22 protein-coding genes and 1 pseudogene are annotated in these 25,893 nt (G+C 67.8%); 12 read left to right on the forward strand and 11 right to left on the reverse strand.

Features of this window, described 5'->3' with window-relative positions; translation table 11 throughout:
• Positions 1-35: 35 nt before the first annotated feature.
• On the forward strand, positions 36-479 hold the full coding sequence (locus PJ259_RS12745) for a thiol-disulfide oxidoreductase DCC family protein (protein ID WP_271653079.1): 444 nt from the start codon (positions 36-38) through the stop codon (positions 477-479).
• A gap of 129 nt (positions 480-608) precedes the next feature.
• Positions 609-1,874, forward strand: a complete 1,266-nt coding sequence (locus tag PJ259_RS12750) for an Hsp70 family protein (RefSeq protein WP_271653080.1) — start codon at positions 609-611, stop codon at positions 1,872-1,874.
• 79 nt (positions 1,875-1,953) lie between these two features.
• On the opposite strand, the gene bdcA is transcribed toward PJ259_RS12750, so the two are convergent.
• Positions 1,954-2,667 (reverse strand): SDR family oxidoreductase, encoded by a 714-nt coding sequence (gene bdcA, locus PJ259_RS12755; protein WP_271653081.1) that lies wholly within the window; start codon positions 2,665-2,667, stop codon positions 1,954-1,956.
• A 72-nt stretch (positions 2,668-2,739) separates the two neighbouring features.
• On the opposite strand from bdcA, the gene PJ259_RS12760 reads away from it, so the two are divergent.
• The 3 genes from PJ259_RS12760 (at position 2,740) to PJ259_RS12770 (ending at position 5,013) form a co-directional block, all read left to right on the forward strand.
• Positions 2,740-3,333, forward strand: coding sequence for a TetR/AcrR family transcriptional regulator (locus tag PJ259_RS12760; RefSeq protein ID WP_271653082.1), 594 nt, complete (start codon positions 2,740-2,742; stop codon positions 3,331-3,333).
• Between the two features lie 208 nt (positions 3,334-3,541).
• Positions 3,542-3,991 (forward strand): GyrI-like domain-containing protein, encoded by a 450-nt coding sequence (locus PJ259_RS12765; protein WP_271653083.1) that lies wholly within the window; start codon positions 3,542-3,544, stop codon positions 3,989-3,991.
• Between the two features lie 116 nt (positions 3,992-4,107).
• Complete coding sequence (locus PJ259_RS12770) at positions 4,108-5,013, forward strand: NAD-dependent protein deacetylase (RefSeq protein ID WP_271653084.1); 906 nt, start codon at positions 4,108-4,110, stop codon at positions 5,011-5,013.
• Here the strand turns inward: PJ259_RS12770 and PJ259_RS12775 are convergent.
• The 3 genes from PJ259_RS12775 to PJ259_RS12785 form a co-directional block, all read right to left on the reverse strand.
• A complete protein-coding gene (locus tag PJ259_RS12775; RefSeq protein WP_271653085.1) occupies positions 4,940-6,085 on the reverse strand; it encodes an acyltransferase family protein in 1,146 nt (381 codons plus the stop codon). The two genes, PJ259_RS12770 and PJ259_RS12775, sit on opposite strands and share 74 nt — an antisense overlap.
• 309 nt (positions 6,086-6,394) lie before the next feature.
• On the reverse strand, positions 6,395-8,827 hold the full coding sequence (locus tag PJ259_RS12780; RefSeq protein ID WP_271653086.1) for a glucan 1,4-alpha-glucosidase: 2,433 nt from the start codon (positions 8,825-8,827) through the stop codon (positions 6,395-6,397).
• Between the two features lie 101 nt (positions 8,828-8,928).
• Positions 8,929-11,160 carry an FUSC family protein gene (locus PJ259_RS12785; RefSeq protein ID WP_271653087.1) on the reverse strand — a complete coding sequence of 744 codons (2,232 nt, stop codon included), beginning with the start codon at positions 11,158-11,160 and terminating at the stop codon, positions 8,929-8,931.
• A gap of 164 nt (positions 11,161-11,324) precedes the next feature.
• Between PJ259_RS12785 and PJ259_RS12790 the strand changes: the two genes are divergently transcribed.
• Entirely contained in the window at positions 11,325-12,254 is a 930-nt protein-coding gene (locus tag PJ259_RS12790; RefSeq protein WP_271653088.1) for a LysR family transcriptional regulator, read from the forward strand.
• Between the two features lie 3 nt (positions 12,255-12,257).
• Here the strand turns inward: PJ259_RS12790 and PJ259_RS12795 are convergent, their stop codons facing one another.
• The 4 genes from PJ259_RS12795 to PJ259_RS12810 form a co-directional block, all read right to left on the reverse strand.
• The gene (locus PJ259_RS12795; protein ID WP_271653089.1) at positions 12,258-12,791 is read right to left on the reverse strand and encodes a cytochrome b; all 534 of its coding nucleotides are present in this window, start codon (positions 12,789-12,791) and stop codon (positions 12,258-12,260) included.
• A gap of 86 nt (positions 12,792-12,877) precedes the next feature.
• Positions 12,878-14,146, reverse strand: a complete 1,269-nt coding sequence (locus PJ259_RS12800; RefSeq protein ID WP_271653090.1) for an arsenic transporter — start codon at positions 14,144-14,146, stop codon at positions 12,878-12,880.
• A 41-nt stretch (positions 14,147-14,187) separates the two neighbouring features.
• Entirely contained in the window at positions 14,188-15,504 is a 1,317-nt protein-coding gene (locus PJ259_RS12805) for an MFS transporter (protein ID WP_271653091.1), read from the reverse strand.
• Between the two features lie 248 nt (positions 15,505-15,752).
• Positions 15,753-16,706, reverse strand: a complete 954-nt coding sequence (locus PJ259_RS12810; RefSeq protein ID WP_271653092.1) for a bestrophin family protein — start codon at positions 16,704-16,706, stop codon at positions 15,753-15,755.
• Positions 16,707-17,135: 429 nt separating this feature from the next.
• Here PJ259_RS12810 and PJ259_RS12815 point away from each other — a divergent pair, with 429 nt between their 5' ends.
• Genes PJ259_RS12815 through PJ259_RS12825 form a run of 3 tightly spaced genes read left to right on the forward strand, consistent with a single transcriptional unit; the run spans position 17,136 to position 20,588 of the window.
• Positions 17,136-19,988 (forward strand): DUF748 domain-containing protein, encoded by a 2,853-nt coding sequence (locus PJ259_RS12815; protein WP_442964852.1) that lies wholly within the window; start codon positions 17,136-17,138, stop codon positions 19,986-19,988.
• 19 nt (positions 19,989-20,007) lie between these two features.
• A complete protein-coding gene (locus PJ259_RS12820) occupies positions 20,008-20,292 on the forward strand; it encodes a DUF2845 domain-containing protein (protein ID WP_059316257.1) in 285 nt (94 codons plus the stop codon).
• The gene (locus PJ259_RS12825; protein WP_271653094.1) at positions 20,289-20,588 is read left to right on the forward strand and encodes a DUF2845 domain-containing protein; all 300 of its coding nucleotides are present in this window, start codon (positions 20,289-20,291) and stop codon (positions 20,586-20,588) included. The genes PJ259_RS12820 and PJ259_RS12825 overlap by 4 nt, the downstream gene beginning before the upstream one ends.
• A gap of 218 nt (positions 20,589-20,806) precedes the next feature.
• On the opposite strand, the gene PJ259_RS12830 is transcribed toward PJ259_RS12825, so the two are convergent.
• A complete protein-coding gene (locus PJ259_RS12830; RefSeq protein WP_271653095.1) occupies positions 20,807-21,589 on the reverse strand; it encodes an NAD(P)H-dependent oxidoreductase in 783 nt (260 codons plus the stop codon).
• A gap of 87 nt (positions 21,590-21,676) precedes the next feature.
• Here PJ259_RS12830 and PJ259_RS12835 point away from each other — a divergent pair, with 87 nt between their 5' ends.
• Entirely contained in the window at positions 21,677-22,591 is a 915-nt protein-coding gene (locus tag PJ259_RS12835; protein WP_271653096.1) for a LysR family transcriptional regulator, read from the forward strand.
• A 142-nt stretch (positions 22,592-22,733) separates the two neighbouring features.
• Positions 22,734-23,435 carry a glutathione S-transferase family protein gene (locus PJ259_RS12840; protein ID WP_059316260.1) on the forward strand — a complete coding sequence of 234 codons (702 nt, stop codon included), beginning with the start codon at positions 22,734-22,736 and terminating at the stop codon, positions 23,433-23,435.
• A gap of 67 nt (positions 23,436-23,502) precedes the next feature.
• Here PJ259_RS12840 and PJ259_RS12845 read toward each other — a convergent pair whose 3' ends face one another.
• Together PJ259_RS12845 and PJ259_RS12850 are read right to left on the reverse strand one after the other, a co-directional pair.
• Positions 23,503-24,012, reverse strand: coding sequence for a nucleoside 2-deoxyribosyltransferase (locus PJ259_RS12845; protein ID WP_271653097.1), 510 nt, complete (start codon positions 24,010-24,012; stop codon positions 23,503-23,505).
• A gap of 87 nt (positions 24,013-24,099) precedes the next feature.
• Positions 24,100-25,545 (reverse strand): aminotransferase-like domain-containing protein, encoded by a 1,446-nt coding sequence (locus PJ259_RS12850; protein ID WP_271655866.1) that lies wholly within the window; start codon positions 25,543-25,545, stop codon positions 24,100-24,102.
• Positions 25,546-25,713: 168 nt separating this feature from the next.
• Here PJ259_RS12850 and PJ259_RS22935 point away from each other — a divergent pair.
• Positions 25,714-25,821: pseudogene (locus PJ259_RS22935) on the forward strand (hypothetical protein); the annotation flags it as partial.
• Positions 25,822-25,893: the final 72 nt, after the last annotated feature.

The raw sequence follows: 25,893 nt of genomic DNA on the forward strand, positions 1-25,893 counted from the left end.
CGGTCCAGATAGGCAAGACCACTGGGAAGACCACGATGCAAGCACCCCGCCTGCCCCTGACCCTGTTTCACGATGGCGCCTGCCCGCTCTGCGCTCGCGAGATCGCCTGGCTGCGCCGCCATGCCGATCCGAGTCGCCTGCATCTGGTCGACCTGGCCGCGCCGGACTACCAGACGCAGGCACCCGCCGATGCCCCGCCGCGCCAGGCTATGCTCGATCTGCTCCACGCCCGGGATGCCGACGGCCGCTGGTTCAAGGGCCTGGACGCCACCTACTGGAGCTGGCGCACCGCGGGACTGGGCCGCTGGGCCCGGCCGCTGGGCTGGCGGTCGCTGCGACCCGTTCTGGAACTGGGCTATCGGCTCTTCCTGAAGCTACGCCCGGGCCTGACCTGGCTGCCGCATCCGGAGGGCAGCCGGCGCTGCCAGGATGACGTCTGTACCCTGGACGAGCCGCGCGAGCCGCCGCGCAAGGGCTAGCGCCGCTGCTCTCCCGCCATCGCCAGAGTCCTGAAGAGGCGCTGGTTGACCCTGCTGGCATCCGGCCAGGGTTCGCCTGCTCGCGCGTCTCGGCTAAACTGCGCGGCTGCTCGCGTTACGGATCCTGACATGTCTGCTGCTCTACCCGCCCGCGCCCTGGGCCTCGACTTCGGTACCTCCAACTCCACCGCCGGCTGGCTCAGGCCTTCGGGCGAGGTCCTGCTGGCCCTCGAAGAAGGCAAGGCCACCCTGCCCTCGGTGATCTTCTTCAACGCCGAGGAACGCCGCCCGGCCTATGGCCGCCAGGCGCTGCACGAATACTTGGAAGGGTACGAGGGCCGCCTGCTGCGCTCGCTCAAGAGCCTGCTCGGCTCCAACCTGCTCAAGGGCGAGACCAGCATCCTTGGCAGCGCCCTGCCCTTCACCGAGGTGCTCGGCCTCTTCCTCGGCACCCTCAAGCAACGCGCCGAACAGCAGGCCGATCGCCCCTTCGACGCCGTGGTGCTGGGCCGTCCGGTACATTTCGTCGATGACGATCCGGTGGCTGACCAGGAGGCCGAGGACACCCTGGCCACCGTGGCGCGCCAGGTAGGCTTCAGCGACATCTCCTTCCAGTTCGAACCCCTTGCCGCCGCCTTCGACTACGAGCGCAGCATCGAGCGTGAAGAACTGGTGCTGATCGTCGACATCGGCGGCGGTACCTCGGACTTCTCCCTGGTGCGCCTGGCGCCGGAGCGCCGCAACCTGGCCGACCGCGCCGGCGACATCCTCGCCACGGGCGGCGTGCACGTCGGCGGTACCGACTTCGACCGCCAGCTGAGCCTGGAAGGGGTGATGCCGCTGCTGGGCTACGGCAGCGCCATGAAGAGTGGCGCCACCATGCCCACCAGCCACTACATTAACCTGGCGACCTGGCACACCATCAATGCCGTCTACGCCAAGAAGAGCGTGCTGGGCTTGCGCGACATGAGATACGACGCCCAGGACACCCGCTGCATGGACCGCCTGTTCAAGCTCATCGAGCAGCGCGCCGGCCATTGGCTGGCGATTCAGGTGGAAGACGCCAAGATCGCCCTGACCGACGACTGGCGCCGTACCCTGCGCCTGGATCGCATCGAGACCGGCCTGGCGGCGGATCTGGAGCGCCCGCTGTTCGACGCCGCCATCGCCCTGCAGCTGGAGCGCCTGAGCCGCGGCGTGGACGACCTGCTGGCCCGTGCCGAGCTCGATCCGGCACGGGTCGACAGCCTGTTCTTCACTGGCGGCTCCAGCGGCATCCCGGCCCTGCGCCAGGCCCTGGCCAGGCGCTTCCCGGGCGCCCGCCTGGTGGATGGCGACCGCTTCGGCAACATCGGCAACGGCCTGGCCATCGAGGCGTTCAAGCGCTACGGCTAGGGCTTTTGCAGCGACAGGTTCCTGGCGAGCGGATACCGTCTGGGTTCAACCTCTCAGACGGTGACTCGCCCGGGGACAATCAGGCGCCGAAGGCGCCGTCGATGGTGTGCATGGCGCCGGTGACGAAGCCAGCCTCGGGGCCGGCCAGCCAGGCCACCATGCCGGCCACTTCCTCGGCGCTGCCGTGGCGCTTGATCGCCATGAAGCTGTGCATCAGCTCCTTCATGGGGCCATCGGCCGGGTTCATCTCGGTATCGATGGGGCCCGGCTGCACCACGTTGACGGTGATGCCGCGCGGCCCGAAATCCCGTGCCAGACCGCGAGCCAGCCCCTGCAGGGCGGATTTGCTCACGGCATAGGCCGCCAGGCCGGGGACCGGCATGCGATCGCCGTTCACCGAGCCGATGACGATGATCCGCCCGCCCGCCGGCATCTGCCGCGCGGCTTCCACCGCCGCGTGATAGGGCGCCTGCACGTTGATGCTGAACAGGCGATCGACGGCGTCCGGGTCCTGCTCCAGGGCATCGCCGAAGAGCGCCACGCCGGAATTCACCACCAGCACATCCAGGGGGCCGCTGTCGCGGACCCGGGCGATCACGGCATCACGATTGGCACTGTCGGTCGCCTCGGCGATGCTGCCCGTTTCCGCGGCCAGCGCCTGGGCGGCGTCCTTCGAGCTGGAATAGGTGAAGATCACTCGGGCACCCTCGGCGGCGAAGCGTCGCACGATGGCCGCGCCTATGCCGCGACTGCCGCCTAGTACCAGCACCTTCTTGCCTGCGAAATTCGCCATGAGCCTGCCTCCTGATTAATGTAGTGAATGCTACAATAAACGTCCCCCGCCCTCTGTCAAAGCATTTTTGTAATGAGCACTACAATTAAATCCATCGCTCGCGGCCGGCCGCGTCGCTTCGATCCGGACGAGGCGGTCGCCAAGGCGCAGCGGCTGTTCCATGAAAGAGGCTATGACGGCGTGAGCGTCGCCGATCTGACCCAGGCACTCGGGATCAATCCACCCAGCTTCTATGCGGCCTTCGGCAGCAAGGGCGAGTTGTATCTCAAGGTGCTGGAGCGCTATGTCTCGAACGGCGCCCTGCGGCTGCAGCAGATCTTGGAAGCCGACCAGCCGTTGGTCGTCGCCCTGACCCAGGTCCTGGAAGAGGCGGCGCGCAGCTATGCGGCCGATCCGCAGGCCGCCGGCTGCCTGGTGCTGGAGGGAACCCACTGCGACGATCCCCAGGCACGCGCGGCGGCGAACGGCTACCACCAGGCCGCGCAGGAGCTCATCCGCGCCAGCATTGCCGCACGCCAGCCGCAGCAGGCGCAGGAGCTGGCCGATTTCGTCGCCACCACCATGGCCGGACTCTCCGCCAGTGCACGGCACGGCCAGAGCCTGGAGCGCTTGCTGGCCAGCGCGCGCCTGGCTGGTGTTGCCCTGGCTCAAACGCTTCCCGCCTAGAGCTGAACCGCTGCCGGGCGCCTGGGCATCGCAGCCGTTGCCCTGACTGAGTTCCAGGTCAAGGCGACTGGCATGCCCAGGATGGACGGGGACGGCAGCTCGGCTAGGCTGCGACCATTGGCCCAGCCAGGTTATGCCCTGCCCTGGCTGACCGCGAGGCGCCGCTGGAGTAAGGTGGCGGCCTTCATTGCATCTTCGAGAGAGTCTCATGTCGCTGGAAATCGTCGACCATCCCGCCCTGGAAGTGACCGGCCTGCTGTTCGAGCCTGGCCAGGGCGAAGACATCGCCGCCCTCTGGCGGCGCTTCGCCGACCGTGCCGGGGAAATCACCGGACGTGAAGGCGAGGCCGAGTGGTATGGCCTGAGCTGGCGTCAGGCCGGCGCCATGCATTACCTGGCCGCCGTGGCCACGGCGCCGGGTACGCCGCTGCCCACCGGCATGGTGCGTCAGGAACTGCCGGAAGGCCGCTATGCCCGCTATGTGCACCTGGGCACCGCGCCCAGCGTGGCCAAGAGCCTGGGCCGGCTGTTCGCCGAACTGCTCCCCGCCCGCGGCCTGCAACCGCGCCCGGGTGCCTGCTTCGAGCACTACACCGAGGCCTTCACGGGCGTGGATGCCCAGGACTCGCAGATCTACATCTACGTCCCGGTGTTCTAGCAAGGCTGCCTTCGGGCGGAGCGCCGCACGCCGGACAGGACGTTCGTCAGCTGCGGCTTGCCTCCCGGCATAACCCTTTCCAAGCTGGGGATATCGCCCGCAACCCCAGGTGCCCGATGTCCCTGCCCGAGCTTCAGTCCTTTATCGCCCGGCACGAGCGGATCTTCCTGCTCACCGGTGCCGGTTGCAGCACCGATTCCGGCATTCCCGACTACCGCGACCGCGACGGCGCCTGGAAGCGCCCGCAACCGGTCACCCTGCAGGCCTTCGTCGGCGACGAGCTGCTGCGCCGCCGCTACTGGGCGCGCAGCCTGATCGGCTGGCCGCGCTTCTGCCAGGCGCGGCCCAATGCCACCCACCAGGCCCTGGCGGCACTGGAGCGGCGCGGCCAGGTGGAGATGCTGCTGACGCAGAACGTCGATCGGCTGCACCAGGCCGCCGGCAGCGAGGCGGTGATCGACCTGCACGGCCGCCTCGACCAGATCCGTTGCCTGGGTTGCGAGATGCGCCTGCCGCGCCAGGAATTCCAGCAATGGCTGGGTGAACTCAATGGCGACTGGCTGCAGCTGGACGCGGCTACCGCGCCGGATGGCGATGCCGATCTGGAAGGCGTGGACTTCATGAGTTTCCAGGTGCCCGATTGCCCGCGCTGCGGTGCTCTGCTCAAACCGGACGTGGTGTTCTTTGGCGAACACGTGCCCGGCGCGCGGGTGGAGCGCGCCTTCGCCCACCTGGGCCGCGCCGATGCGCTGCTGGTGGTGGGCTCGTCACTGATGGTCTATTCGGGCTTTCGCTTCGCCCAGGCCGCGGCCCGCGCCGGGCTGCCCATCGCCGCCCTGGGCTATGGCCGGACCCGGGCGGACGAGTTGCTGACCCTCAAGGTGGAAGACTCCTGCGCCAAGGCCCTGGCCTTCTTGCTGGAGCATCCCGGCGCGCCATCGACCTCGCTCAAGCCGGCACTTCGCGACGCTGCGGGGCTCGTCCCAGGTGCATCAGCGGACGTTCGATCCAGCAGTAGCTGAGCATCGACAGCAGGCAGGCGAGTACCAGCACCGGCGGCAGCAGCGCCATGAAGCCGATCGTGCCCAGGGTCTCGACCGAACCCAGGTCGAGCAGGGTGAAGAGCCCATAGAGCAGCAGGCCATGGGTGAGATAGAGGCTGTAGCTGATCTCGCCGAGGACCTTGAGGCCACGACTGCGCAAGAGGCCGAAGAGGTCGTTGCCGGCGGCCATGGCGGCGAAGGGCAAGGCCAGCGCCAGCATCTGCTTGAGGCTGTAGTCCGGCTGCAGCATGGCGTAGCCCACCAGCGCCAGCACCAGCACCGCCACCAGGGGCGTGCGCAGCCGCGCCAGCAGCGCCGGCCGATGGACCTTGACGAACACCGGCAGGAACCCCAGCAGGAACAGCAGGCCGAAGCGGGCGCCCAGCACGTGATAGTGATAGCCGGCGGCGACCAGGCCGCCCACCAGCAGCACCGAGACCAGCAGCGGCAGCCCGAAGCCGCGACGATTGAACAGCGCGGCGATGATCGGCAGGGCCAGATAGAACAGTGCCTCGTAGCGCAGCGTCCAGTGAGCACCGGCGGTCATCCAGCCGCTCTCCTCCAGGCCGTTGAGACTGAAACCGGAAAACAGCTCCCAGCTGAGCAGTTCGAGCATGAAGTGCTGGCCGTCGGCGATGACGAAGTGGGTGCGGATCAGGGTGAAGAGCACCACCACGGCCACCACGCAGAGATACAGCGGCATGACCCGCAGCACCCGTGAACGGAACAACTCGCCCCAATTCGGCGTGCGCCGGTAGACCTTCCCGAAGAACAGATAGCCGGTGATCATGAAGAACAGCGAGACCGGTACCACGCCCATGTTGTAGAGCAGGTCGCTGTCGGGTTCGCGCCACTGGCCCTCGGCCTTGAGGTGATAGGTCAGCACGAAATGCAGGCAGACCACGGCAGTGGCGAGGATGCCGCGCAGGGCATCCAGCGGTGAGGAACGCGCCAGGGTCTCCTGGGTAAGCAGCGGGCTGCGGCGCAGGGCGAAGGCCAGCAGCACCAGGGTACCCAGGTAGAGGGCGATGGGTAGAGCGACGTCAGTCATATCCGTGACCTTTGTTGGCGGAGCCAGAAGAGGCCTGCCCCCTGAGCGGACGGGCGCTCGCCGGGACAGGCACGCAGGAACAGCGACAGCCGGGCACGCTACCGCGCGGTACGCGACCGTGGGCAGGAAGACCGGAAGAAGGAAAGGAACCGTGCGAGCGGAAAGATCCGCCCGCCTCAGGAAAGCCTGAGAACGCCCATCAGACAAGTCTTGTTACAGGCGTTCCCTGGACAATGCCGTTTCGTTGCAGCGGATCAGCAGCCCTGGCACGCGGCCTGACGGTCGCGCGCCGTTCGTCGGATCCTTTGCTCAGGGCGTCATTGCTCGCGCCACCACCGGGTAGTGATCCCATACCTGGCCATCCGCCATGGAGCGCAGCAGCTTCACGTATTCGGCGTGGGACCAGGCCAGGGGGGTGGCGGAATCGGTGCCCTGCCCCATCTGGTAGCCATGGCGCCGGTTGTCGCCCACACCATCCCAGACCTGCTCGGGCAGCATCAGGCCGGCGTTGGCGAACAGCTCCAGGCCGCGGACGTAGGTGTCACGCAGCTTGCCCAGCGCCGCCGGGTCCGGCTTGCCCTGCAGGGCCAGGCGCGCCAGCTCGTAATGGCCGCGCTCGCCGGTGAAGATCGGCCAGACCCGGCCACGCAGCCCCGAGTTGGGCACCGGCTGCTCGGTGGCGGGGAAATTGATGCCGGAGCTTTCGCTCTCGCCATAGCCATCGTTGCCGTAGCGCCGCCAGCCGGGGAAGGTGCCAGTGACGCCGGGATACTGGAAGCTGTACTTGACCCGCAGATTCTCCGGCAGGCCTTCGTCGTCCAGCACCGCCAGGCTTTTCTGTACCAGGGGATCGCTGGCCGGCCGCACGCCGTAGCGCACCAGTTCGAGGAAGCCGGCGTCCAGCACCTGGTCCTCCGGCAGGCCCGGGCGGCTGTTGTTGTCCACCAGCTTGCCCTTGTCGTTGGGATCGTCGTTTTGGGTGATGCGCAGGTAGTAGTTGCCAGCGCCCAGGCTGCCCTGGGTGGTGGCCATGGTCTTTTCCACTTGGCCCGAATAGCGCCGGGCGGTCTCGCGGTAACGGCTGGCATTGGCCTCGTCGCCGGCATGGCGCGCCAGCTCGCTGGCGGTGGCGAGACCGGCGATCACCGCCGCGGTGGTGGATGGCGAATAGCCCCACTGCTCTTCCCAGCGCTCCTGCTGGGTCTGCGGCGGCTTGACCTGCCAGGTGTTCCAGCCCAGGTTGACCTGGCTGTCACGGGCGAGGAAATCCGCCGCGGGCCTGAGCATGTCGCGGTACCAGCGGTCGATTTCGGCATCGCCGAGCAGGCCACCCTGCCAGAGGCGATAGCCGAGCATGATGGGCATGGCGGTCTGGTCGAGTTGCACGCCGACCCACTCGATGGTGCCGTCGACGTGGGTCTTCTGTAGGAACCAGCCGGTGGCGCCCGGTGCCCGTACCTCGTCGCCCTGTTTCTGCTGATGGATGAAGGCGGAGCTGTCGGCCGGCTTGTGCGCGGTATTGGCATCCACCTGCACCTGCTTGAGGTAACTGAAGGCGACCTTGGGCGTCTGCCGGTCACCCAGCGCCAGCAGGGCCATGGCGCACTGGTAGAAGTCCCGTGGCCAGACCGCCTTGTAGCCGGTGGTGCCCTTGCCAGCAGGCACCGTTTCACCCCAGGGATTGGACAGCGAGGCGATCAGGGCGCCGGCGTGGGTCTTGTCCTCCTGGGCCTTGAGCACCAGGGCGCTGGCATTGAGCAGCTTGCCGCCGTCGCCGGCCTGGGCCTGCAGGCGCGGCAGCTGGTCGAGGCCGGCCAGGTAGTCCTGCCAGCCGATGGCGTCGCCCTCGCCGTTGTAGTGGGCCAGCACCTTTTGATAACCGCGGGCCAGGGTGGCATCCGCCGCCGCCTCGGCCTGGCGCGGATTGGCGCCGAAGCCCACCACCACGTCCAGGGTGGTCTCGGCGCCCTTGAGCGGCAGCTTGGCCAGCATGGCGACGTTGCCGGCCTGGTCGCCGGTGCTGCTGTAGATCTGGGTCAGTTTGCCGTTGCGGCGCAGGTCGTCGAGGCCATCGGAGCTGCCGACGAAACCTACGGTAGGCGTCTGCAGCGGCTGGCTGGCCTTCACCACCAGCGCGTGCTCGCCTTCGCTGGCGTAGAGCACCCCACCCTTCACCGCGGCGCGGTCATGGCTGCCGCTGTTGGCCAGCGCCGGATCGACATAGAGATAGGGCTGGATGCGTGGGTCCTGGCTGCGAAAGATGACGCGCATGACCAGGGTGTCCTGGTCGGGGTCGGTGAAGACGTGCTTCTCGATCTCGTAGCGGCCCTGGCGGTCGCGGTTGACGATCTTGTAGGCCAGCGAGGTGGGCCGGCCGGCGGCATCGGTGTCCAGGTATTCGATACGGCTGTCGGTGTCGTCGCGCTCCAGGTGGGTGAAGTCGGGCCCGCGGATCACCAGCTGCATCTCGCGCAGCTGCGCCTCATGGATGAGACCCTGCATGGTCTCGGTGACCACGCCCTGGGCCAGGGAGAACCACACCCGCGAGACGCGGCCGGTGCTGGCCTGGTCGCTGTAGGCGCCGTCGCGATAGGCCTCGTAGCTGGTGCCGATGCCGGTCTTGCCGGAATAGGACCAGAAGGGCGTGGCACCGGGGGCACCTGGGGCTTCCAGGGCGGACGCCAGGGGCGTCAGGAGAAAACTGGCGGAACAGAGCAGCGGACGGACGAAGCGGACGGGCATGGGCAGGCGGGCCTTGTTCTGGTTGTGCCGAAAGTCGCATGGCAGAGGGCCTGACGGCCCTCCCCGTTCGTAAGCCTAGCCAATATTTCCAGAAGCGCTGCTCAGCCTTCGTCCCGCGCCGGTGGCCGGGCCGGCGGCAGGTACCCGGCCAGGGGCGAATCCGGCGCCAGCAGCGAGGTGCGGATGAAATGCAGGTAGCTGGCGATACGGCGCAGCGGTGAGCGATCGAAGTCGCCCGGATTGGGCTCCAGGTGGCGCTGGGCCTGGTGCGCCAGGGTGATGGCGTGGTCCACAGCGGCCAGGGCGCGGGCCAGGTTGGCGGCGTCGGGCTTGCGGAACAGTCGCACCAGGGCCCGTCCCAGGGCGCGAATGGCCAGGCGCCAGGCACGTTCTTGGCGATACCAGGGCAAGGGTGGCAGCGCGGCCTGCTCCAGGCGCAACTCGATGATGGCGTGGCCCAGCTCCAGACTGAGAAAGGTCCAGCGCAGCAGCCGGCGCTGCACCTCCGGCTGGCCGACGGTAAGCACCTGCACCTGGTTGAGCAGATCGCGCAGGCCGGAATCGAAGCGGCCACTCAGACCGGCCAGGGGTGCCCCGATGGCATGGACCAGTCGCTCGCGCAGGGCATCTTCCAGCCGGCGCCAGACCCAGGGCTGGCTGGGCGGCAGGAGCACGCTGACGGCTACCACCGCAACCGCGCAGGCCACCCCGTAGGCCAGGTAGGTGTTGCAGAAGACATCGGCGTCGTAGCGCGGCAGATTGCCCGGCAGCGCCGCAGAGCAGAACCAGACCATCAGCCCGGTGCCATAGCCCGCCAGCCGCGGTCGAGTGATCAGCCAGGCACCGGCGGCGAACACTGGCATCAGGACCAGCAGCAACAGGGCGAAGCCGTCGATCCAGGGCAACACCTGGAATTGCAGCAGCCCACCGGCCAGGGCGCCGACCAGGGTCCCGCCGGCCAGTTGCAGGCAATAGCGGCGCGGATCGGCCGAGGTGGAGGCCAGCGCCGAGATCAGCGCCACTGCCAGGGTGCAGGCCGCGCCACTCGGCCAGGCGGTCTCGATCCAGAACAGCCCCACGCCCAGTACCACCAGGGCGCTGCGCAGCCCGGCCATCCAGGCCACCGCGCGACTGGCCAGGGGCGTGAAGGTCTCCCGGGGTGTGGGTGTCGTACTCGCCGGCGCCTCAAGTGCCAGCTGGGCGCCAAGCAGCAGGTGCAGATCTTCGGCGAAGCGATAGAGCAGTTCGGCGGCGGTGTCGTAGTCGAGCCGGTCGGCCTGGGTGGCGGGCGCGGTCCGGATCAGCTGCTGGCGGCCACTGCGGATCGCGGCCATCAGCGTCTCGCGCTCCGTGGCCAGGCGTTCACTGAGGCGGCGCAGGTCACGCTCTTCCGGCAGGCGACCCAGGGCCGGCGCCAGGGCGGCGACGATCAGCCCCAGGGCGGGCGCAAGCGCCTGGCGTACGGCCGGGGGCCGATCACTCAGGCGATCGAGCAGTTGGTAGAGCGCGTGGAAGCGGGTGTTGAGCAGCATGAGGCGATTGCCCAGGGCGGCCAGGCGTCCGCTGCGTCGGCGCAGATAGGGCTCCTCGAAGACACTGGCGCTGCGCAGGCTTTCGAAGCCCACGGAGTCGGCAGCGAAACGCGCACTGAGCCCGGCGAAGCGTTCGGCATCAAGGCGGCCCAGCAGACCGTCATGGGCCATGGCCAGGAAATCGCGCAGGCGCTGGGCCAGGGTCCGGCGCAGGACGCCACGAGTGGTCTGCGGCAGGATCGCGACACTCACCACCCCGGCGCAGCAGATGCCCAGGGCAATCTCCAGCAGACGCCATACCGCCTGCAGAAAGGCGCCCTGTGGCTGGGCCACCGCCGGCAGGCCCACCAGGCAGGCGGTGTAGCCGGCCAGCAGGAAGCCATAGCTGCGAAAGTCGCGATAGCGCGCCGCGCCCCGGGTGCAGTAGCCGATCCACAGCACCAGGGCGCCGAGCAAGAGCACCCGCTCCTGGGCGAACAGGACGATGGCGGCGACGGTGAAGGTGAGCCCGGCGAGACTGCCCAGGATCCGGTAGAAACTCTTGGCGAGCACCTGGCCGCTCTGCGGCTGCAAGACGATGAACACGGTGACCAGCACGGTGCTCGGTTGCGGCAGTTCCAGGCGATAGGCCAGCCACAGGGCCAGGGTGGCAGCCAACAGCGCCTTGGCGATGAACGCCCAGGTCTGCCCATCGGTACGGGCCCATTCGCGACCGGCGCGGCGCCAGGCGTTCAGGCTGGGCCAGCGTCTAGGAGGGGAAGCAGTGGGGTGCCGCGCGAAGAGCGGCGAAGCGAAGGGCATGGTGGGCAACGACGGGAGCGACCGGAAGGGGGGAGGCGCAGCGCCTCGGTGGCTATTCTAGAAAGCCCGCCCCACGGCGATTAAGTCGGGTGTGACGGCAAAGAGCGTTAACCAACGGGCGGGTAATGGCCCACAATGCCTCTTTCCGCCGCCCTGCACCGCCCATGGATCATCTCTTCAATCTGCGCGCCTTCGCCTGCGTGGCCCAGACCGGCAGTTTCACCGCCGCCGCCCGCCAGCTGGAACTCACTACCGCCTATGTCTCCCGGGCGGTCAGTCAGCTGGAGCAGCACCTGCAGACCCGGCTGCTGCATCGCACCACCCGCCAGTTGCGCCTGACCGACGCCGGCGAACGCTACCTCACGCGCTGCCAGCGCATCCTCGCCGACCTCGACGAAGCCGATGCCGAGGCCCGTCACGCCCTGGCCGTGCCGCGTGGCCGGCTGCGCATCCACACCATGACCGGCCTCGGCCAGCACTATCTGATCCAGAGCCTGGCCGGCTATGCCGAGCGCTATCCCGAGGTGGATCTGGACCTGCAACTGACCAACACCTTTACCGACATCCTCAAGGAAGGCTACGACCTGTCGCTGATCCTGGCCGCCGGCCTGCCGGATTCGGCCTTCCATTCGGCGCATCTGGGCAGTACCCATAGCGTGCTCTGCGCGGCGCCTGCCTATCTGGACCACCAGGGGCACCCGGCCATGCCCGCCGACCTTACCGGGCATCGCTGCCTGCGCCTGGTCAATCGGGCCATGGCGCCGGATCGCTGGCTGCTGGAGGGGCCTGAAGGGATAGCTGAGGTGGCGGTGGATCGGCCACCCTTCCAGGTCAACACCGCCGATGCCCTGGCCGAAGCCGTGGCCAGCGGCCTGGGTATCGGCGCCCTGCCGCTGTACGCCGCGGTCGCCGGCCTGGCCAGTGGCCGCCTGCAACGCGTACTGCCCGGGCACCGGCTCTATGCCCTGGACATCCATGCGCTCTATCCGTCGCGGCGCTTTCTCGACGCCAAGATCCGCACCCTGGTCGACCACCTGCGCGAGACCCTGCCCGCCCTGCTGGAGCGCGATCGACTGCTGGTGGAAGGGGCCTGACGCTTAAGGCCGCTGCTCGGGCAGCATCCGCTCCAGGATGCCATCGCGGCGGATCGCCACATGCCAGACCACCGCCGCCACGTGCAGGATCACCAGACCATAGACAGCGAACTGGCCAGCCACATGGATGCGATTGGCGAGGATGCCGAGGGCTTCATGGCGAGGAAAGCCGGGCAGGGAAAACAGTCCGAACACCGGCACCGGCTGTCCCTGCCCGGCCATCAGGTAGCCGGTCACCGGCATCATCAGCAGCACGGCGTAGAGCAGGCCGTGATTGAGCCCGGCGAGCAGCTTCAGCAGGCGACCGTCACGGGGGTTGGCCGGCGGCGCCGGATGCCGCCAGCGCCAGGTCAGGCGGATCAGGATCAGCAGGAACACCGAGATCCCGGTGGATTCGTGCAGCAGATACCAGAGGGTCCGCACCGGCCCGGGCGGAAAGTTTTCCGCCACCCAGACGAAGGGCAGCAGCAGGCACAGCAGCGCGACGGTCAGCCAGTGCAGCGCCTGGGTGAATCCGGTATAGCGGGCGACGGCCATGGGCAGCTCTCTCCAGCAGAGGTATCCCGATAGTGCCCTAAGCGCAGCGACAATGCCGCTACGCCGGGGGACCACCGGTCAGCGCCTTAGAGATGGATCAGCGCGGCCAGCGCCAACACCAGCGCCGGGATCATCACCACGGCGCCCAGCCTGAGGAATTGCCAGAAGCTCACCGACAGCCCCTCGCGGCGCAGCGCGGCCAGCCACAGCAGGGTCGCCAGCGAGCCGGTGATGGACAGGTTGGGGCCGAGGTCGATGCCGATCAGCACGGCGCCGGCGATCTTCTCCGAGACCTGGGCGGTCTGCACCGCCGCCCCGGCCAGCAGGCCGGCCGGCAGGTTGTTGACCAGGTTGCTGCCAAAGGCCACCAGCAGGCCGGCGCCCCAGGCAGCCCGTTCCGGCGTCGCCTGGGCGGCGGCCTGCAACTGATTGGCCAGCGCCTGCAATACCCCGGTGGTCTCCAGAGCCTCCACCAGCACGAACAGCCCGGCCACCAGTGGCAGCACGCTCCAGGAGATGTGCTTGAGCAGCTCCAGACCGCCGCCGCGCTTGCAGGCCACCACCACCAGGAAGGTGGCGAAGCCGGCAAGAAAGGTCGGCAGACCCAGCTCCAGATCCAGTGCCGAGGCGCCGAGCAGGACCAGGATGGTCAGGATCAGACCACAGCCGGCGATGCGTCCGGTGGCGGGCAGGGCTTCCACAGCGCCCCCCTCGGACAGGCGCTCGGCGCGCAGGACCTTGGCCTGGGTCGCCCAGAGGGTCAGGAAGGTCACCACGATGGCCAGGATCGACGGCAGGGTGAACAGCGCCAGCCAGCGGCTCAGCTCGGGCATGTGCTCGGCGAACACCACCAGGTTGGCCGGGTTGGAGATCGGCAGCACGAAGCTCGCCGCGTTGGCGATGAAGGCGCAGGAGAACAGATAGGGCAGCGGATTCTTCACCTTCGCCGCGCGGGTGGCGTAGTAGACCGCCGGCGTCAGCACCACGGCGCAGGCGTCGTTGGAAAGGAACACCGTGACCAAGATGCCGACGCCATAGACCAGCGCGAACAGCCGCAACGCCGAACCCTTGGCCGCGCGCACCGCATGGCCGGCGACCCAGTCGAACAGCCCTTCCTTCCGGGCGATCTCGGCCAGCAGCATCATGCCGATCAGGAACAGATAGACGTCGGTGCCCTTGGCGATCCCGTGCCAGACGCCATCCAGTGGCAACAGACCGAAGACGGCCAGTAACGCCGCGCCGGCGACGGCGAACAGCGCCTCCGGCAAGCCGAAGGGCCGGGAGACCACCCCAAGGGTGGCTAACCCGGCAATGATCCAGGTCAGCAGGTGAGGAGAGAGCGCGAGTGACCCCATGAACGCCTAGTGCCTTCTGTCGAGCGGGAAAGCGGCAGACATTAGCCTAGTCCGGCCGATTGCGGAGGCCCCATGGAGCCGGATTGGGCATCGGAAGCCCCGCGGTGATCCCGGGTTTCCGGCATCAGCAGCAGATAGAGCACAAAGCCCACGCCCGCGATGGCGGCCAGGGTGGTGAAGGCCGCCGCATAGCCGAAGCGGACGATGATGATCCCGGCGATGGTGGCGCTGATCGCGGCGCCCAGGCCCTGGGCGGTGGCGATGGCCCCCTGGCTGACGTTGAAGCGGCCGCTGCCCCGGGTCAGGTCGGCGACGATGACCGGCATCAGGGCGCCATAGATGCCGGCACCGACACCGTCGAGCAGCTGCACCGCCACCAGGTAGTAGGGGCTGTCGGAGAAGGTATAGAGCACCCCGCGGAGCGCCAGCACGGCAAAGGCGAACAGGAAGATCGGCTTGCGCCCGAAGACGTCGGCCTTGCGCCCTACCAGGATGGCCACCGGCACCATCACGCACTGGGCGGCGACGATGCAGACGGCGACCAGCGAGGTGGCGCTGTCCTTGCCGACGATGTGGGTCAGCTGCTGACCGACCGAGGTCAGCATGGCGGCATTGGCCAAGTGGAAGATGGCGGCCAGCAGCGCCAGCAGTTGCAGCTTGCGATTGGCCAGCAGCGCCTGCCAGGCCGACACCGGCTTGGCGTCGCGGGCACCCTCTGCTTCGCTCAGGCCCTGGGCCAGGTCATCGTCGATCTCGTCCTGGGGAACGCGAACAATGGCGACGATGGAGGCCGCCGCCAGCAGCGCCATCAGCCAGAACACTACGGTGGGGCCGAAGAAATAGGCCAGGCCACCCGCCAGGGCTGCCGAGACGGCATTGCCGGCGTGGTTGAAGCCTTCGTTGCGGCCGATGTGCCTGGTGAAGGCCTTGGGCCCGACGATACCCAGGGTGATGGCCGCCAGCGCCGGGGCGAAAAGGGCTGCCGCGGCATGGGCCAGCGACTGGGTGGCAGCCACCACATAGAAGTTGGAGACGAAGGGCAGCATCACGCTGGAGACGGTCACCACCAGGGCGGCGATGCCGACCATCAGGCGCTTGTGCCGGGTACGGTCAATCAGGGCGCCGGCCGGAGTCTGGGCGATCAGCCCGGCGATACCGGCCAGGGTCATGATGAGACCGGCGGTGGCCTCGTTCCAGCCCTCGCCCGGGCCGCGCACGGCGATCAGGTAGATGGCCAGATAGGGGCCCAGGCCGTCGCGGACGTCGGCCAGGGTGAAGTTGAGGGCATCCAGGGCATGGCGCGCGCGGCGCGAGGGTTCGGCGCTGGCCGCGGTGGCCGGGGCACGGGTTTCGGACATGAGCGGGCATCCGTAGCGAGATGAAGAGTCGCAGGACAACACGCCCCACGGCACCTCTCGCCCTAGCCCACCAGAGGCCGTCGGTATGATTCGACGGATCCCAGCCAACCACCGCTGCCAGGGGAGATTACAAAATGTGACCGGAGCGAAGCGGCGCTAGTGCCGTACCGATAGCAAAGAAATCCCTCTGGCACGGCAGTTTCCGCACGTCTTCACACTTTTGGGTGGCGGCCGTCGCAGGTCGCGCCTCAGGCCACCTGACGTGCCAGGGGCAGCTCGGCCTCGGTCTGGGCCAGCGCCACCGCACTGCCCTCTTCGCTGCGCGGCCGCAGCATCGACAGCAGGTTGGCCTCGATGGTGGCGCACAGCTTGTCCATGGTGATCTGGTGCTGGCTGTCGGCGAAGGGCGCCTGCAGATCGCTGCCGATGCGCTCCAGCGCCAGCAGCATGAAGCCGACCACGGTGGACACCAGCGGCGTGAACCAGCCCAGGGTCGACACCAGCCCCAGCGGCATGGCGATGCAGAACAGGAAGCTGAACAGCTGCGGAAAGCAGACGTAGGGATAGGGCAAGGGCGTGTTGGCGATACGCTCCATGCCGCCCTGCCAGTTGGACATGTCCACCAGGGTCTCTTCCAGTCGCGCCAGGCGGATGCTGTCCAGGCGGCCCTGGCGGTATTCGCTGGCGATCAGCTCGGCGGTGCCGGCGAGGATGTCGTTGGCGAAGTTGAGGCTGCCTTCGGCCAGCGTCAGTTCGTGACGGGCCAGATAGGGGGCCGCGGCCTGGGCCGGGTCCTGGCGCTTGAGCTGGGCGCGCAGGGCATGCAGGTAGCCCATGTGCCGGCGCAGCAGCACTGCCTTGACCCTGTTCTGCGCCTTGCCGTTATCGTCGATCAGGGTCAGCACCTGGCGGCCGAAACTGCGCGAGCTGTTGACCATGGCGCCCCAGAGGGTGCGCGCCTCCCACCAGCGGGCGTAGGCGCTGCTGTTGCGAAAGCTGATCAGCACCACCAGCGCCGAGCACAGCAGGGTCAGGGGCGTGAGCGGCAGGTCGAAGCGATCCTCGACGAACAGCATGGCGTCCACCGTGACCGCTACGTCCCACAGCAGCAGGCCGAACAGCGACCAGCCGACATAGCTGAAGCTGGTACGCAGGAACTGGATCTTCTTCTGGATCGAACAAAGCTGGATCGGACTGGACATCTGGTACTCCCGGCGGCGGCGCGGATTCTCGATTCGCGGTTGCCGATACCCTCCTGTCGTCCTGCCACGGATCCTTCGACCCATCGCCGCGCCTCCTCCTGAGAATGCAACCTGTTCGCGAGACTAGTCGGCGGGCCTTAAGTCAAACTTAATCCGGACCGACCAGCGGATCATGGCAAAGTGCCGTGTTAGAGCCTTCGGCAAGGGTCTTAACGGCTCTACCGGAAGCCTTCCCGCCCACCTGACCACCGATCGGTCGTGCGCCCGCGCCGCTCGTCCGGGTTGGCGAAAATGTGATCGATCCTGCAGCCGCTCCCGTCCCCCTGTGGCTGAGGACGCGCGTAGCCAGCGCTTTTGGGACGGGCACCGCCCTCGTCACCAGGAGTGGCGTGCCATAATCCCGCCACCTTCGCCGTCCTAGATGCCTGCATGCCCAGAATTGTGAAAGCGAGCCTCGTGCTGCTCGCGCTCTTGGCCCTCTACAGTCTGCTCGGTTTCCTGGTCGGGCCGCGCCTCGCCCTGCACTACCTCAACCAGACGCTGGCCGAGCGCCTCACCCAGCCGGCCAGCCTGCAGGCCCTGAGCTTCAACCCCTTCACCCTGGAGCTGCACGCCGAAAAGCTGCTGATCGGTCCCGCCGAGCATCCCACGGTGGCAGCCGAGGGCCTCTATGCCGATCTGCAATGGGACAGTATCTGGCGCCGCACCCTGCACCTGACCGAAGTACGCCTCGACCAGCCCCAGGTCGATCTGCGCATCGCCAAGGGTGGCCAGGTCAATCTGGCCCAGCTCTGGCGCAGCGAACCCACCACCACCGCCTCGCCGACGCCAGCGGATACGGAGCCGGGCCAGCCCTTCCCGGTGCATATCGAGCGCATCGCCCTGGTCGGCGGCCGACTGCATTTTCTCGATGCCCGGGGTGCCCAGTCGGTAGAAGCCACCTTCACGCCCCTGGATGCCCAGCTGCATGATTTCCGCACCCGCAGCGGCGACACCCCGGGTCAGCTGGCGCTGACCGCCACCACCGCCCAGGGCGGCCAGCTCACCTGGAAGGGCAGCCTGGACCTCCTGCCGCTACGCAGCGAAGGCGACCTGACCCTCAAGGGCGTCACCCTGGCGCCCTGGTGGCCCTATGTGCGCAACCAGCTGCCTCTGGCGCTGGGCAAGGGGCGCCTGGAAGCCAGCACCCATTACCGCCTGGACCTGGCCAAGACCCTGCAGCTGCAGCTCAGCCAGGGCCGTCTGGCGCTGGACGACGTAGCCGTGCAGGCGGTGAATGCCGAACCCAAGGCCAGCTTCAAGCGCCTGGCCGCCGAGGGCATCGGTCTGGACCTGCAGAAGCGCGAAGTCAGCATCGCCCGCCTGCGCGGCAACGGCCTGGATGCCTGGGGTAACCGCGAGCAGGACGGCACGTTCGACTGGCAGAAGCTCTTCCCCACCAGCGATGCCCCCAGCAGTGGCCCGGCCTGGCGCGTGAAGCTCGACGACGTCCAGCTCAGCGACAACCAGCTGCACCTGGTGGACCGGGTTCCCCAGGACCCGGCCAGTCTCTATTTCAGCGGCCTGGACCTGGCGCTCAAAGGCTTCGATACCGCCGGCGATAAACCCTTCGACCTGGCGCTCAAGACCACCTTGGGCGATCGCGGTCGCATCACCGCCAGCGGCCAGCTGGCGCTCAGCCCCCTGCAGGGCAACTTCGACGTCGGCATCGACGAACTCAACCTGCGCCAGGCCCAGCCCTATCTCAGCCCCTATGTGCGCCTGGAGATCCGCAGCGGCCAGCTGGCCAGTCGGCTCAAGGTGGCCCTGAAACCCGGCGAGCCGCTGGGGCTCACCGTCAGCGGCGCGGCCCAGGTCACCCAGGTTCATGTGCTCGATACCCTGCACCAGCAGGACTTCATGCGCTGGCAGCTGCTGGACCTGCAAGGCATCGCCTTCACCCTTGGCAAACAGCTGGTCATCGACAAGATCGACCTGGAACAGCCCTATGGCACTCTGGTGATCAACGAGGACCTGAGCAACAACTTCAGCGCCCTGCTGGTGCCCCAGCCCAAGCGCGAGACCAAGGACACCTCCCCGCCGCTGCAGATTCGCATCGGCGGGGTAACCATCAAGGACGGCAGCGCCGACTTCGCCGACAACAGCTTGAAGCCCGGTTTCGCCACTAACATCCAGTCGCTGGAAGGCGGCATCGGCACCCTGGACACCGCCGCCTCGAAACCGGCCGACATCCACCTCGCCGGCAAGGTCGATCGCTTCGCGCCGGTGGAGATCAAGGGACGCCTCGACCCTCTCGATCCGCTGCAGCAGCTGGACGTGACCGCCTATTTCCGCCAAGTCGAACTCACCACCCTGTCGCCCTATACCGGCAAGTTCGCCGGCTATGCGGTGCGCAAGGGGCGTCTTGACCTGGATCTGCAATACCGCATCGACGACGGCAAGCTGCAGGCGCAGAACCACGTGGTGCTCGACCAGCTGGAACTGGGCGAGCGGGTGGACAGCAAGGACGCCGTGGACCTGCCGGTACGCCTGGCCGTGGCCCTGCTCAAGGACAGCCATGGTCGCATCGACCTGCGCCTGCCGGTGGCCGGCAATCTCGACGACCCCAACTTCAGCGTCATGCCGGTGGTCTGGCAGACCCTGCGCAACGTGCTCAGCCGTGCCGTCCAGGCCCCCTTCCGTATGCTGGCGGGGCTGGCTGGCAGCCACGAAGCCGACCTCAGCGCCATCGACTTCGCGCCGGGCAGCACCACCCTCTCCGCCCAGGCCCGTGGTGACCTGGACAAGCTGGCCACGGCCCTGCGCCAGCGGCCGCAACTCACGGTGGAGGTGAAGGGGCATGCCAGCGCCGCCAGTGACGGTCGCGCCCTGGCCGCCAGCCAGCTGGAAAAGGACTTCCAGACCCAGTACTTCAACCTGCTGCAACGCCGCGGCGACAAGGTCCCGGCCGATCCGAGCCAGCTGCAGGTCCCCGCCGACATGCGTGCTCCGCTGCTGGAAGGCCTGTACCGGCTGCGTCTGCAGGCGCAACCGCCGCAGGAATGGGATAATCTTGACGATGCCACCCGCACGGCGCGCCTGCGCCAGGCGGTCCTCGAAGCCTGGAGCGGCAACGACGGTCTCCTGCGCAGCCTGGCGCAGCAACGCGCGGGCGCCATCAAGACCTACCTGGTGGACACGGCGAAACTCGATGCCCAGCGGGTCTATCTGCTGGACGTCAGCACTAAAACCCCATCCGGCGAGTCGCCCACGGCCGCGCAGTTGCAGCTCGGGGTGCTCTGACCGGTCAGGAGACCTGGACATGCGTTGCCTGCTCGCCGCCTTCACCCTGCTGGTCGCCACCGGCGCCGCCGCTGATTCCATGAGATGCGGCAACGCCCTGGTCAGTCGGGGTGATCGTACCTTCGAAGTGCTGCAGAAATGCGGCGAACCGGTCCACCGCGACCTGGTGGGCTACGAGCTGGGCCGCAACGAACGCCGCGAGGCGGTGATCGAGGAATGGGTCTACGGCCCCAAGAACGGCGCCAACTACATCCTCACCTTCGAAGCCAACCGCCTCACTCGCATCGAGTTCCAGCGCCAATGAATCAGCGCGTTCTGCTTCTGCTGCTTCTGCTCGCCACAGGTACCAGCCAGGCCGCCTCCCTGCGCTGCGGCAGCGCCCTGGTCTCCACCGGCTCCACCACCCACGAAGTACGCGGCAAATGTGGCGAGCCGCTGAGCGTCACGCCCCTGGGCGAGCGCCAGGTCACCGACGGCTATGGCTATCGCCAGGTGGAGTTCGTCGAGGAATGGGCCTACGGCCCCTGGAACGGCATGCTCTATTTCCTCACCTTCCGCGGCGGCCGCCTGGACCAGGTGGACAGCAATAGAGCCAATTGAGGCGTTCACAAGTTGGCACTGCACCCGTAGGTTGGGTTGAGCGCCAGCGAAGCCCAACATTGCCCAAGGCCCAACCCCGCTGTTGGGCTTCGCTACGCTCAGCGCCAACCTACGGCGCGGGGCATGGCTCTCGTAGGTTGGGTTGAGCGCCAGCGAAGCCCAACATTGCCCAAAATCCCAGCCCTGCTGTTGGGCTTCGCTACGCTCAGCGCCAGCCCTCACTCCTCCCGCAGGTGAATCCCCAGATCGGTCCTCCCCGGCGCCTGCTCGGGCTTCAGGGTTAGTGCCGGAATCTCGTAATCCCCACCATTCTGCCGCCGGAACGCCAGGGGCGTATCCGTGGCCAGTCCATCCAGCCGTGCCCCATAGGCCTGGCACAGTCGCTCGAAGCCGGCGGCGTCCACCTTGCTCGTACGATAGATTGGAAACGGCGGTAGTACGCTGAAACCGGGATAGAAGAGGATGCCGTGCTGGATAGGAAAGAGGATGTCATCCAGCGCGCCATTGATGCCGCGCTCGCTGTAATGCGACGCCCAGCCGCCACAGGTCACCACCAGCATGGCGCGCTTGCCGGCTAGGGTACCTTCGCCATAGCGGTCACCCCAGTGAGTGTCGCTGTGCTCGCCGACGCCATAGGCGAAGCCGCAGGCATAGACGCGTTCCACCCAGCCCTTGAGGATGGCCGGCAAGGAAAACCACCACAGCGGAAATTGCAGGATCAGCACATCGGCCCACAGCAATTTGGCCTGCTCGGCGGCGATATCCGCCGGTTGCTGGCCGGCGGCATAGGCCTGCTGGGAATCCAGGACCGCATCGAAGCGCTCCCCAGGCGCCAAGTGTGGCGCGTCCGCCGCATCCAGGGTGGCCTTCCAGTGCAGGGCATAGAGATCGGAGACCTCGACCTCATGGCCGGCCGCCTGCAGATGGGCCACGGCGAAGTCGCGCAGCGCACCGTTGAGCGATCGGGGTTCGGGATGGGCGTAGACCAGCAGGACCTTCATGGCACGTACCTCTTGGGTGAAAGGTGGCCAGGCTAGGTGACGGCGGAGTTATGCTGGAAATGAATTACCGAAACAGTAGCCATTGCCATGCACAATAGCTTGCGCCGCCTCGATCTCAATCTGCTGGTGACTCTCGACGCCCTCCTGGTGGAACTCAACGTCACCCGCGCCGCGCGCCGCCTGAATCTGGCGCAGCCCACCGTCAGCCTGCAGCTGGGCCGGCTGCGCAAACTGCTGGACGATCCCCTCCTGCTACCTGGGCCGCGCGGCATGCGACCCACGGCGCGCGCGGCGGCGCTGCGTGAACCCTTGCGCCAGGCGCTGGCCGCCCTGGACGAGGCCCTGGCACCGGCCGCCCCCTTCGAACCGGCCCGCGCCGAGCGAACCTGGCGCATCGCTGCCAGCGACCACAGTGCCACCACCCTGCTCACCCCGCTGCTGGCTGACCTGCGCCAGCAGGCGCCCGGTATCCGCCTGGCGCTGCTGGACAAGAGGCCGGCGTTGCTCGCCGAACAACTGGAGGGGGATCGCCTGGACCTGGCGCTGGATGTGGCCGATACCGCCGCAGCCGGTCTGCGTCAGCGGCTGCTGTTCACCGAACACTATCTGCTGGCGGGCCGGCGCGGCCATCCGGCGCTGCAGCAACCTGTGTCCCTGGAAACCTTCTGCCAACTGGATCAGGCGCTGGTCTCGCCGAGCGGTGGCGGCTTCGACAGCGTCACTGACCGGTTGCTGGCGGAACAGGACCGCGAACGGCGAGTGGTGCTGTCGGTGCCCCACTTCGCCACCCTGGCCAGTGTCCTCCTGGTCAGCGATCTGGTGGCCCTGCTGCCCGCCCAGATCGCCCTTAACCATCCCGGCCTCCAGGTCCAGCCGCCCCCCCTGGCCATCCCGGGCTTCGACAGGGTGCTACTTTGGCCCGAACGCCTGCACCGCGACCCAGCCCATGCCTGGCTGCGCGAACGGATCGTTGCCAGCCTCTTGAGCCAAACACCAGCCTGACCAATCGACTCTCTGCATGGAGGGCATACAGCGGCTTGGCTGTTCGCCCCTGCCCTCGCCAAGCATCATTGGTCGCCTTGTACGAACGCGGTCAGACTGCCCGCAGTCGCATGCTTCGTCTCTTCCCTTTCCGGAGTCCGCCATGGCCACGCTACGCCTCTTCACCTCGCCGTCCGCCTTTCCCAATCCGCAACGCCTGCGGCTGTTCATCCATGAAAAGGGCATTGCCGATCAGTTCGAGGAGGTCATCCTGAAGATGGCGCCCGAGGGCGAGCAGCGCCAGTGGCAGCACCTCAAGCGCAACCCCTGGGGCGAAACGCCCACCCTGGAGCTCGCCGAAGGCGGTTACCTGGCCGAGAGCGCGGCCATCGCCCGCTATCTGGACAACAGCTATCCCGGCCGCAAGGTAATGGGCGAAACGCCGCTGGAGCAGGGCCAGGACGCCATGTGGAACGACCGCATCTTCGTCCATGTGCTCTATCGCATCGTGACCATGTTCCATGTGCAGCACGAAGGCCTCGGCCACAAGCTGGAGCTGACCCACAACCCGCAGTGGGGCGAGCATTGCCGCAAGGAAGCCCTGATGCACGCGGCCCTGGTGGATCGGCACCTGGCCGATGGTCGCGAGTGGCTGCTGGGTGGCGCAGCGCCGACCTTCGCCGACATCACCCTGTGCACCGCCATCGCCTTCTCCAAGTTCCCCACCAACCAGACCCCGCTGGACGAGCGCTTCGAGCACTTGGCGGCCTTCTGGGCCCGTTGGCAGCAGCGCGACAGCTTCCGCGCGGCCTATGCCGACGGCCACAGCGGGCTGGACGAGCTGGCGTCCCTGGCACGCGGCTGACCTCGCTCCAACCACCCCCTCTCCCCCCGGGAGAGGGCCGGGGTAGGGGTCGTACCCACCTGACTCGCTAGTCGAGCCGTTCGCGCAATACCGCCAGGGCCACCTCCGGACCACCGACGACGATGCTGACCGGTACCGCCAGCATCAGGTTGAGCGGCAAGCCAAATTCCTCCAGCGTCCAGCCATCGCGGTCCAGCAGCCCGGTCCCCACCCACTCGGGATGCCGCGCGCGAATCCGCTCGGCCAGGCTGCCCGTGTCCGGGACATAGCCCACCACCGGCTTGCCCAGCGCCACCGCATAGCCCACCTCGAAGCAGGTGCCGCTGTCGGGCTCGGCGCCGCGAAAGAAATCCAGACTGGCCAGCACCCCATCGGCCTGCTCGATCAGCGCCAGATTTGCCCGATAGATCCAGGCGGCCTGCTCGCGCGGCTCGGTCAGCTCCGGGGGAATGGCGTTGTCCAGCGGAAACAGGCCCGTGCAGCCGTGACGGGCGCACAGCGCCTTGAGGGCCTCGCCATGGGCGACGGCGTCGGGGCGAAACACCTCGGGACCGGCAAGATAGAGACGGGGTGGCATAGGGAGTCCTCGCTCAAAACGGCCAGTGTAGAGGGCGGGCGAAACCTCGTCTCGTGGCGAGGACTTCGCGCTGTACGCCAGGGTCGGCTAGACCAGCGCCGCCACCGACCGCGGCAGCGCCTCATCGAGCAGCCGACACGCCGCTTCACCGACGCGCCGCACCCCCTCCTCCACGCCCGGGCGCTGGGCCTGGGCATAGTTCAGGCGCAGGCAGTTGCGGTACTTGCCCGAGGCGGAAAAGATGCTGCCACAGGCGATCTGCACGCTCTGGGCGAGCAACTCGCGATTCAGTCTGTGGCTATCGCAGGCCTCGGGCAATTCCACCCAGAGCAGGAAACTGCCCTGGGGCTGGCTGACCCGGGTGCCAGCCGGAAAGTAGCGCTGCACCCAGGCGCTCATCAGGTCGCGATTGCGCTGGTACTGGGCGCGCATGCGCCGGACGTGGACGGTGTAGTGCCCGGCGGCGATGAATTCGGCGATGGCCAGCTGCGGTTGGGGGGCGGTGCAGCCGGTGCCTATGTACTTGAGGTGCAGGATGCGCTCGGCATAGCGCCCGGGTGCCACCCAACCGACCCTGAGCCCGGGGGCCAGGGTCTTAGAGAAGGAACTGCAGAGGATCACCCGGTCGTCTTCGTCAAAGGCCTTGAGCGCCCGCGCCCGCGGATAGCCATAGAGCAGATCGCCGTAGACGTCGTCCTCGATCACCGCCAGGTCGTGCTTGCGCGCCAGGGCCACCAGCTGGCGCTTGTTGGCCTCGGGCATGCAGTAGCCCAGGGGATTGTTGCAGCTGGGGGTGAGCTGGATGGCGCGCACCGGCCACTGCTCCAGGGCCAGTTCCAGCGCCGGCAGGCTGATGCCGGTACGCGGATCGGTGGGGATCTCCAGCGCCTTGAGGCCCTGGCCCTTGAGCGTCTGCATCACTCCGTGGAAGGTCGGCGAATCCACCGCGACGATGTCGCCCTCCTGGCAGGTGGCCCGCAGCGCCGTGGCCAGCGCCTCGTGGGCACCGCTGGTGATGACGATGTCATCGGCCGTGAGCACGCAGCCGGCATCCAGTTGCAGTCGTGCGACCTGTTCACGCAGCGCCGCCACACCCTGGATGCTGTCGTAGGACAGTCCGGCATTGCCTGGTCGCCGCGCCAGGCGTGCCATGCCGGCGAGCAAGGGGGCCAGGGTCGGCGCCTCGGTATCCGGCAGGCCGCGGCCAAGTTGCACTCGCACCGAGTCGGGGGTGCTGGTCATCAGCTCGCGCACCGGCTCCCAGCCGGACACCTCCACCGGCCAGCGCGCCGGACGGGTCACCCGGGGCAACTCGATGGCGCGTCTTTCCAGGCGGACGAAATAGCCGGACTTGGGCCGTGGCTCGACCAGGCCGCGATCCTCCAGCAGCCGATAGGCCTGTTGCACCGTAGCCAGGCTCACCCCGTGCTCCTGAGCCAGGGCCCGTACCGACGGCAGGCGTTCGCCCGGTCGATAGAGGCCCTGTTCAATACGGCGGCCGAGCGCGTCGGCCAACAGCTGATAGCGATTCATGTCCGGACTATAGCGGTGCCGGACCGCATCGCGCCCCATACAGATGGCCACGCCACCTACCATACAGCTGCCTGCTGTAAGGCGGCTGTATGGCGGACAACCGATCGGCCTGGACCTGCCCCTGGACAGGCTGGCGGCGGAGCATGGAGACAGCACAGGAGAGACGCCATGCCCAGAGACGCCCGCCTTCATGATCGGACCCACACCAGCGGCTGCTGGCTGCTGTTCCAGCGCCAGCTGAGCACCCGCCGCACCCTGCTGGAGCTGTCGGACGAAGAACTGGCCGACATCGGCCTGGATCGCCTGATGGCGTTGCACGAAGCCCACCGCCCCTGGTGGCGGGTGCTA

The sequence above is a fragment of the Pseudomonas sp. JBR1 genome, assembly GCF_028198185.1.
Classification (GTDB): domain Bacteria; phylum Pseudomonadota; class Gammaproteobacteria; order Pseudomonadales; family Pseudomonadaceae; genus Chryseomonas; species Chryseomonas oryzihabitans_E.

Bases quoted from the DNA above. Each gene is read 5' to 3' on its own strand.
- PJ259_RS12745 (WP_271653079.1), top strand. From the start codon at position 36: ATGCAAGCACCCCGCCTGCCCCTGACCCTGTTTCACGATGGCGCCTGC.
- PJ259_RS12750 (WP_271653080.1), top strand. From the start codon at position 609: ATGTCTGCTGCTCTACCCGCCCGCGCCCTGGGCCTCGACTTCGGTACC.
- bdcA (WP_271653081.1), bottom strand. From the start codon at position 2,667: ATGGCGAATTTCGCAGGCAAGAAGGTGCTGGTACTAGGCGGCAGTCGC.
- PJ259_RS12760 (WP_271653082.1), top strand. From the start codon at position 2,740: ATGAGCACTACAATTAAATCCATCGCTCGCGGCCGGCCGCGTCGCTTC.
- PJ259_RS12765 (WP_271653083.1), top strand. From the start codon at position 3,542: ATGTCGCTGGAAATCGTCGACCATCCCGCCCTGGAAGTGACCGGCCTG.
- PJ259_RS12770 (WP_271653084.1), top strand. From the start codon at position 4,108: ATGTCCCTGCCCGAGCTTCAGTCCTTTATCGCCCGGCACGAGCGGATC.
- PJ259_RS12775 (WP_271653085.1), bottom strand. From the start codon at position 6,085: ATGACTGACGTCGCTCTACCCATCGCCCTCTACCTGGGTACCCTGGTG.
- PJ259_RS12780 (WP_271653086.1), bottom strand. From the start codon at position 8,827: ATGCCCGTCCGCTTCGTCCGTCCGCTGCTCTGTTCCGCCAGTTTTCTC.
- PJ259_RS12785 (WP_271653087.1), bottom strand. From the start codon at position 11,160: ATGCCCTTCGCTTCGCCGCTCTTCGCGCGGCACCCCACTGCTTCCCCT.
- PJ259_RS12790 (WP_271653088.1), top strand. From the start codon at position 11,325: ATGGATCATCTCTTCAATCTGCGCGCCTTCGCCTGCGTGGCCCAGACC.
- PJ259_RS12795 (WP_271653089.1), bottom strand. From the start codon at position 12,791: ATGGCCGTCGCCCGCTATACCGGATTCACCCAGGCGCTGCACTGGCTG.
- PJ259_RS12800 (WP_271653090.1), bottom strand. From the start codon at position 14,146: ATGGGGTCACTCGCGCTCTCTCCTCACCTGCTGACCTGGATCATTGCC.
- PJ259_RS12805 (WP_271653091.1), bottom strand. From the start codon at position 15,504: ATGTCCGAAACCCGTGCCCCGGCCACCGCGGCCAGCGCCGAACCCTCG.
- PJ259_RS12810 (WP_271653092.1), bottom strand. From the start codon at position 16,706: ATGTCCAGTCCGATCCAGCTTTGTTCGATCCAGAAGAAGATCCAGTTC.
- PJ259_RS12815 (WP_442964852.1), top strand. From the start codon at position 17,136: ATGCCCAGAATTGTGAAAGCGAGCCTCGTGCTGCTCGCGCTCTTGGCC.
- PJ259_RS12820 (WP_059316257.1), top strand. From the start codon at position 20,008: ATGCGTTGCCTGCTCGCCGCCTTCACCCTGCTGGTCGCCACCGGCGCC.
- PJ259_RS12825 (WP_271653094.1), top strand. From the start codon at position 20,289: ATGAATCAGCGCGTTCTGCTTCTGCTGCTTCTGCTCGCCACAGGTACC.
- PJ259_RS12830 (WP_271653095.1), bottom strand. From the start codon at position 21,589: ATGAAGGTCCTGCTGGTCTACGCCCATCCCGAACCCCGATCGCTCAAC.
- PJ259_RS12835 (WP_271653096.1), top strand. From the start codon at position 21,677: ATGCACAATAGCTTGCGCCGCCTCGATCTCAATCTGCTGGTGACTCTC.
- PJ259_RS12840 (WP_059316260.1), top strand. From the start codon at position 22,734: ATGGCCACGCTACGCCTCTTCACCTCGCCGTCCGCCTTTCCCAATCCG.
- PJ259_RS12845 (WP_271653097.1), bottom strand. From the start codon at position 24,012: ATGCCACCCCGTCTCTATCTTGCCGGTCCCGAGGTGTTTCGCCCCGAC.
- PJ259_RS12850 (WP_271655866.1), bottom strand. From the start codon at position 25,545: ATGAATCGCTATCAGCTGTTGGCCGACGCGCTCGGCCGCCGTATTGAA.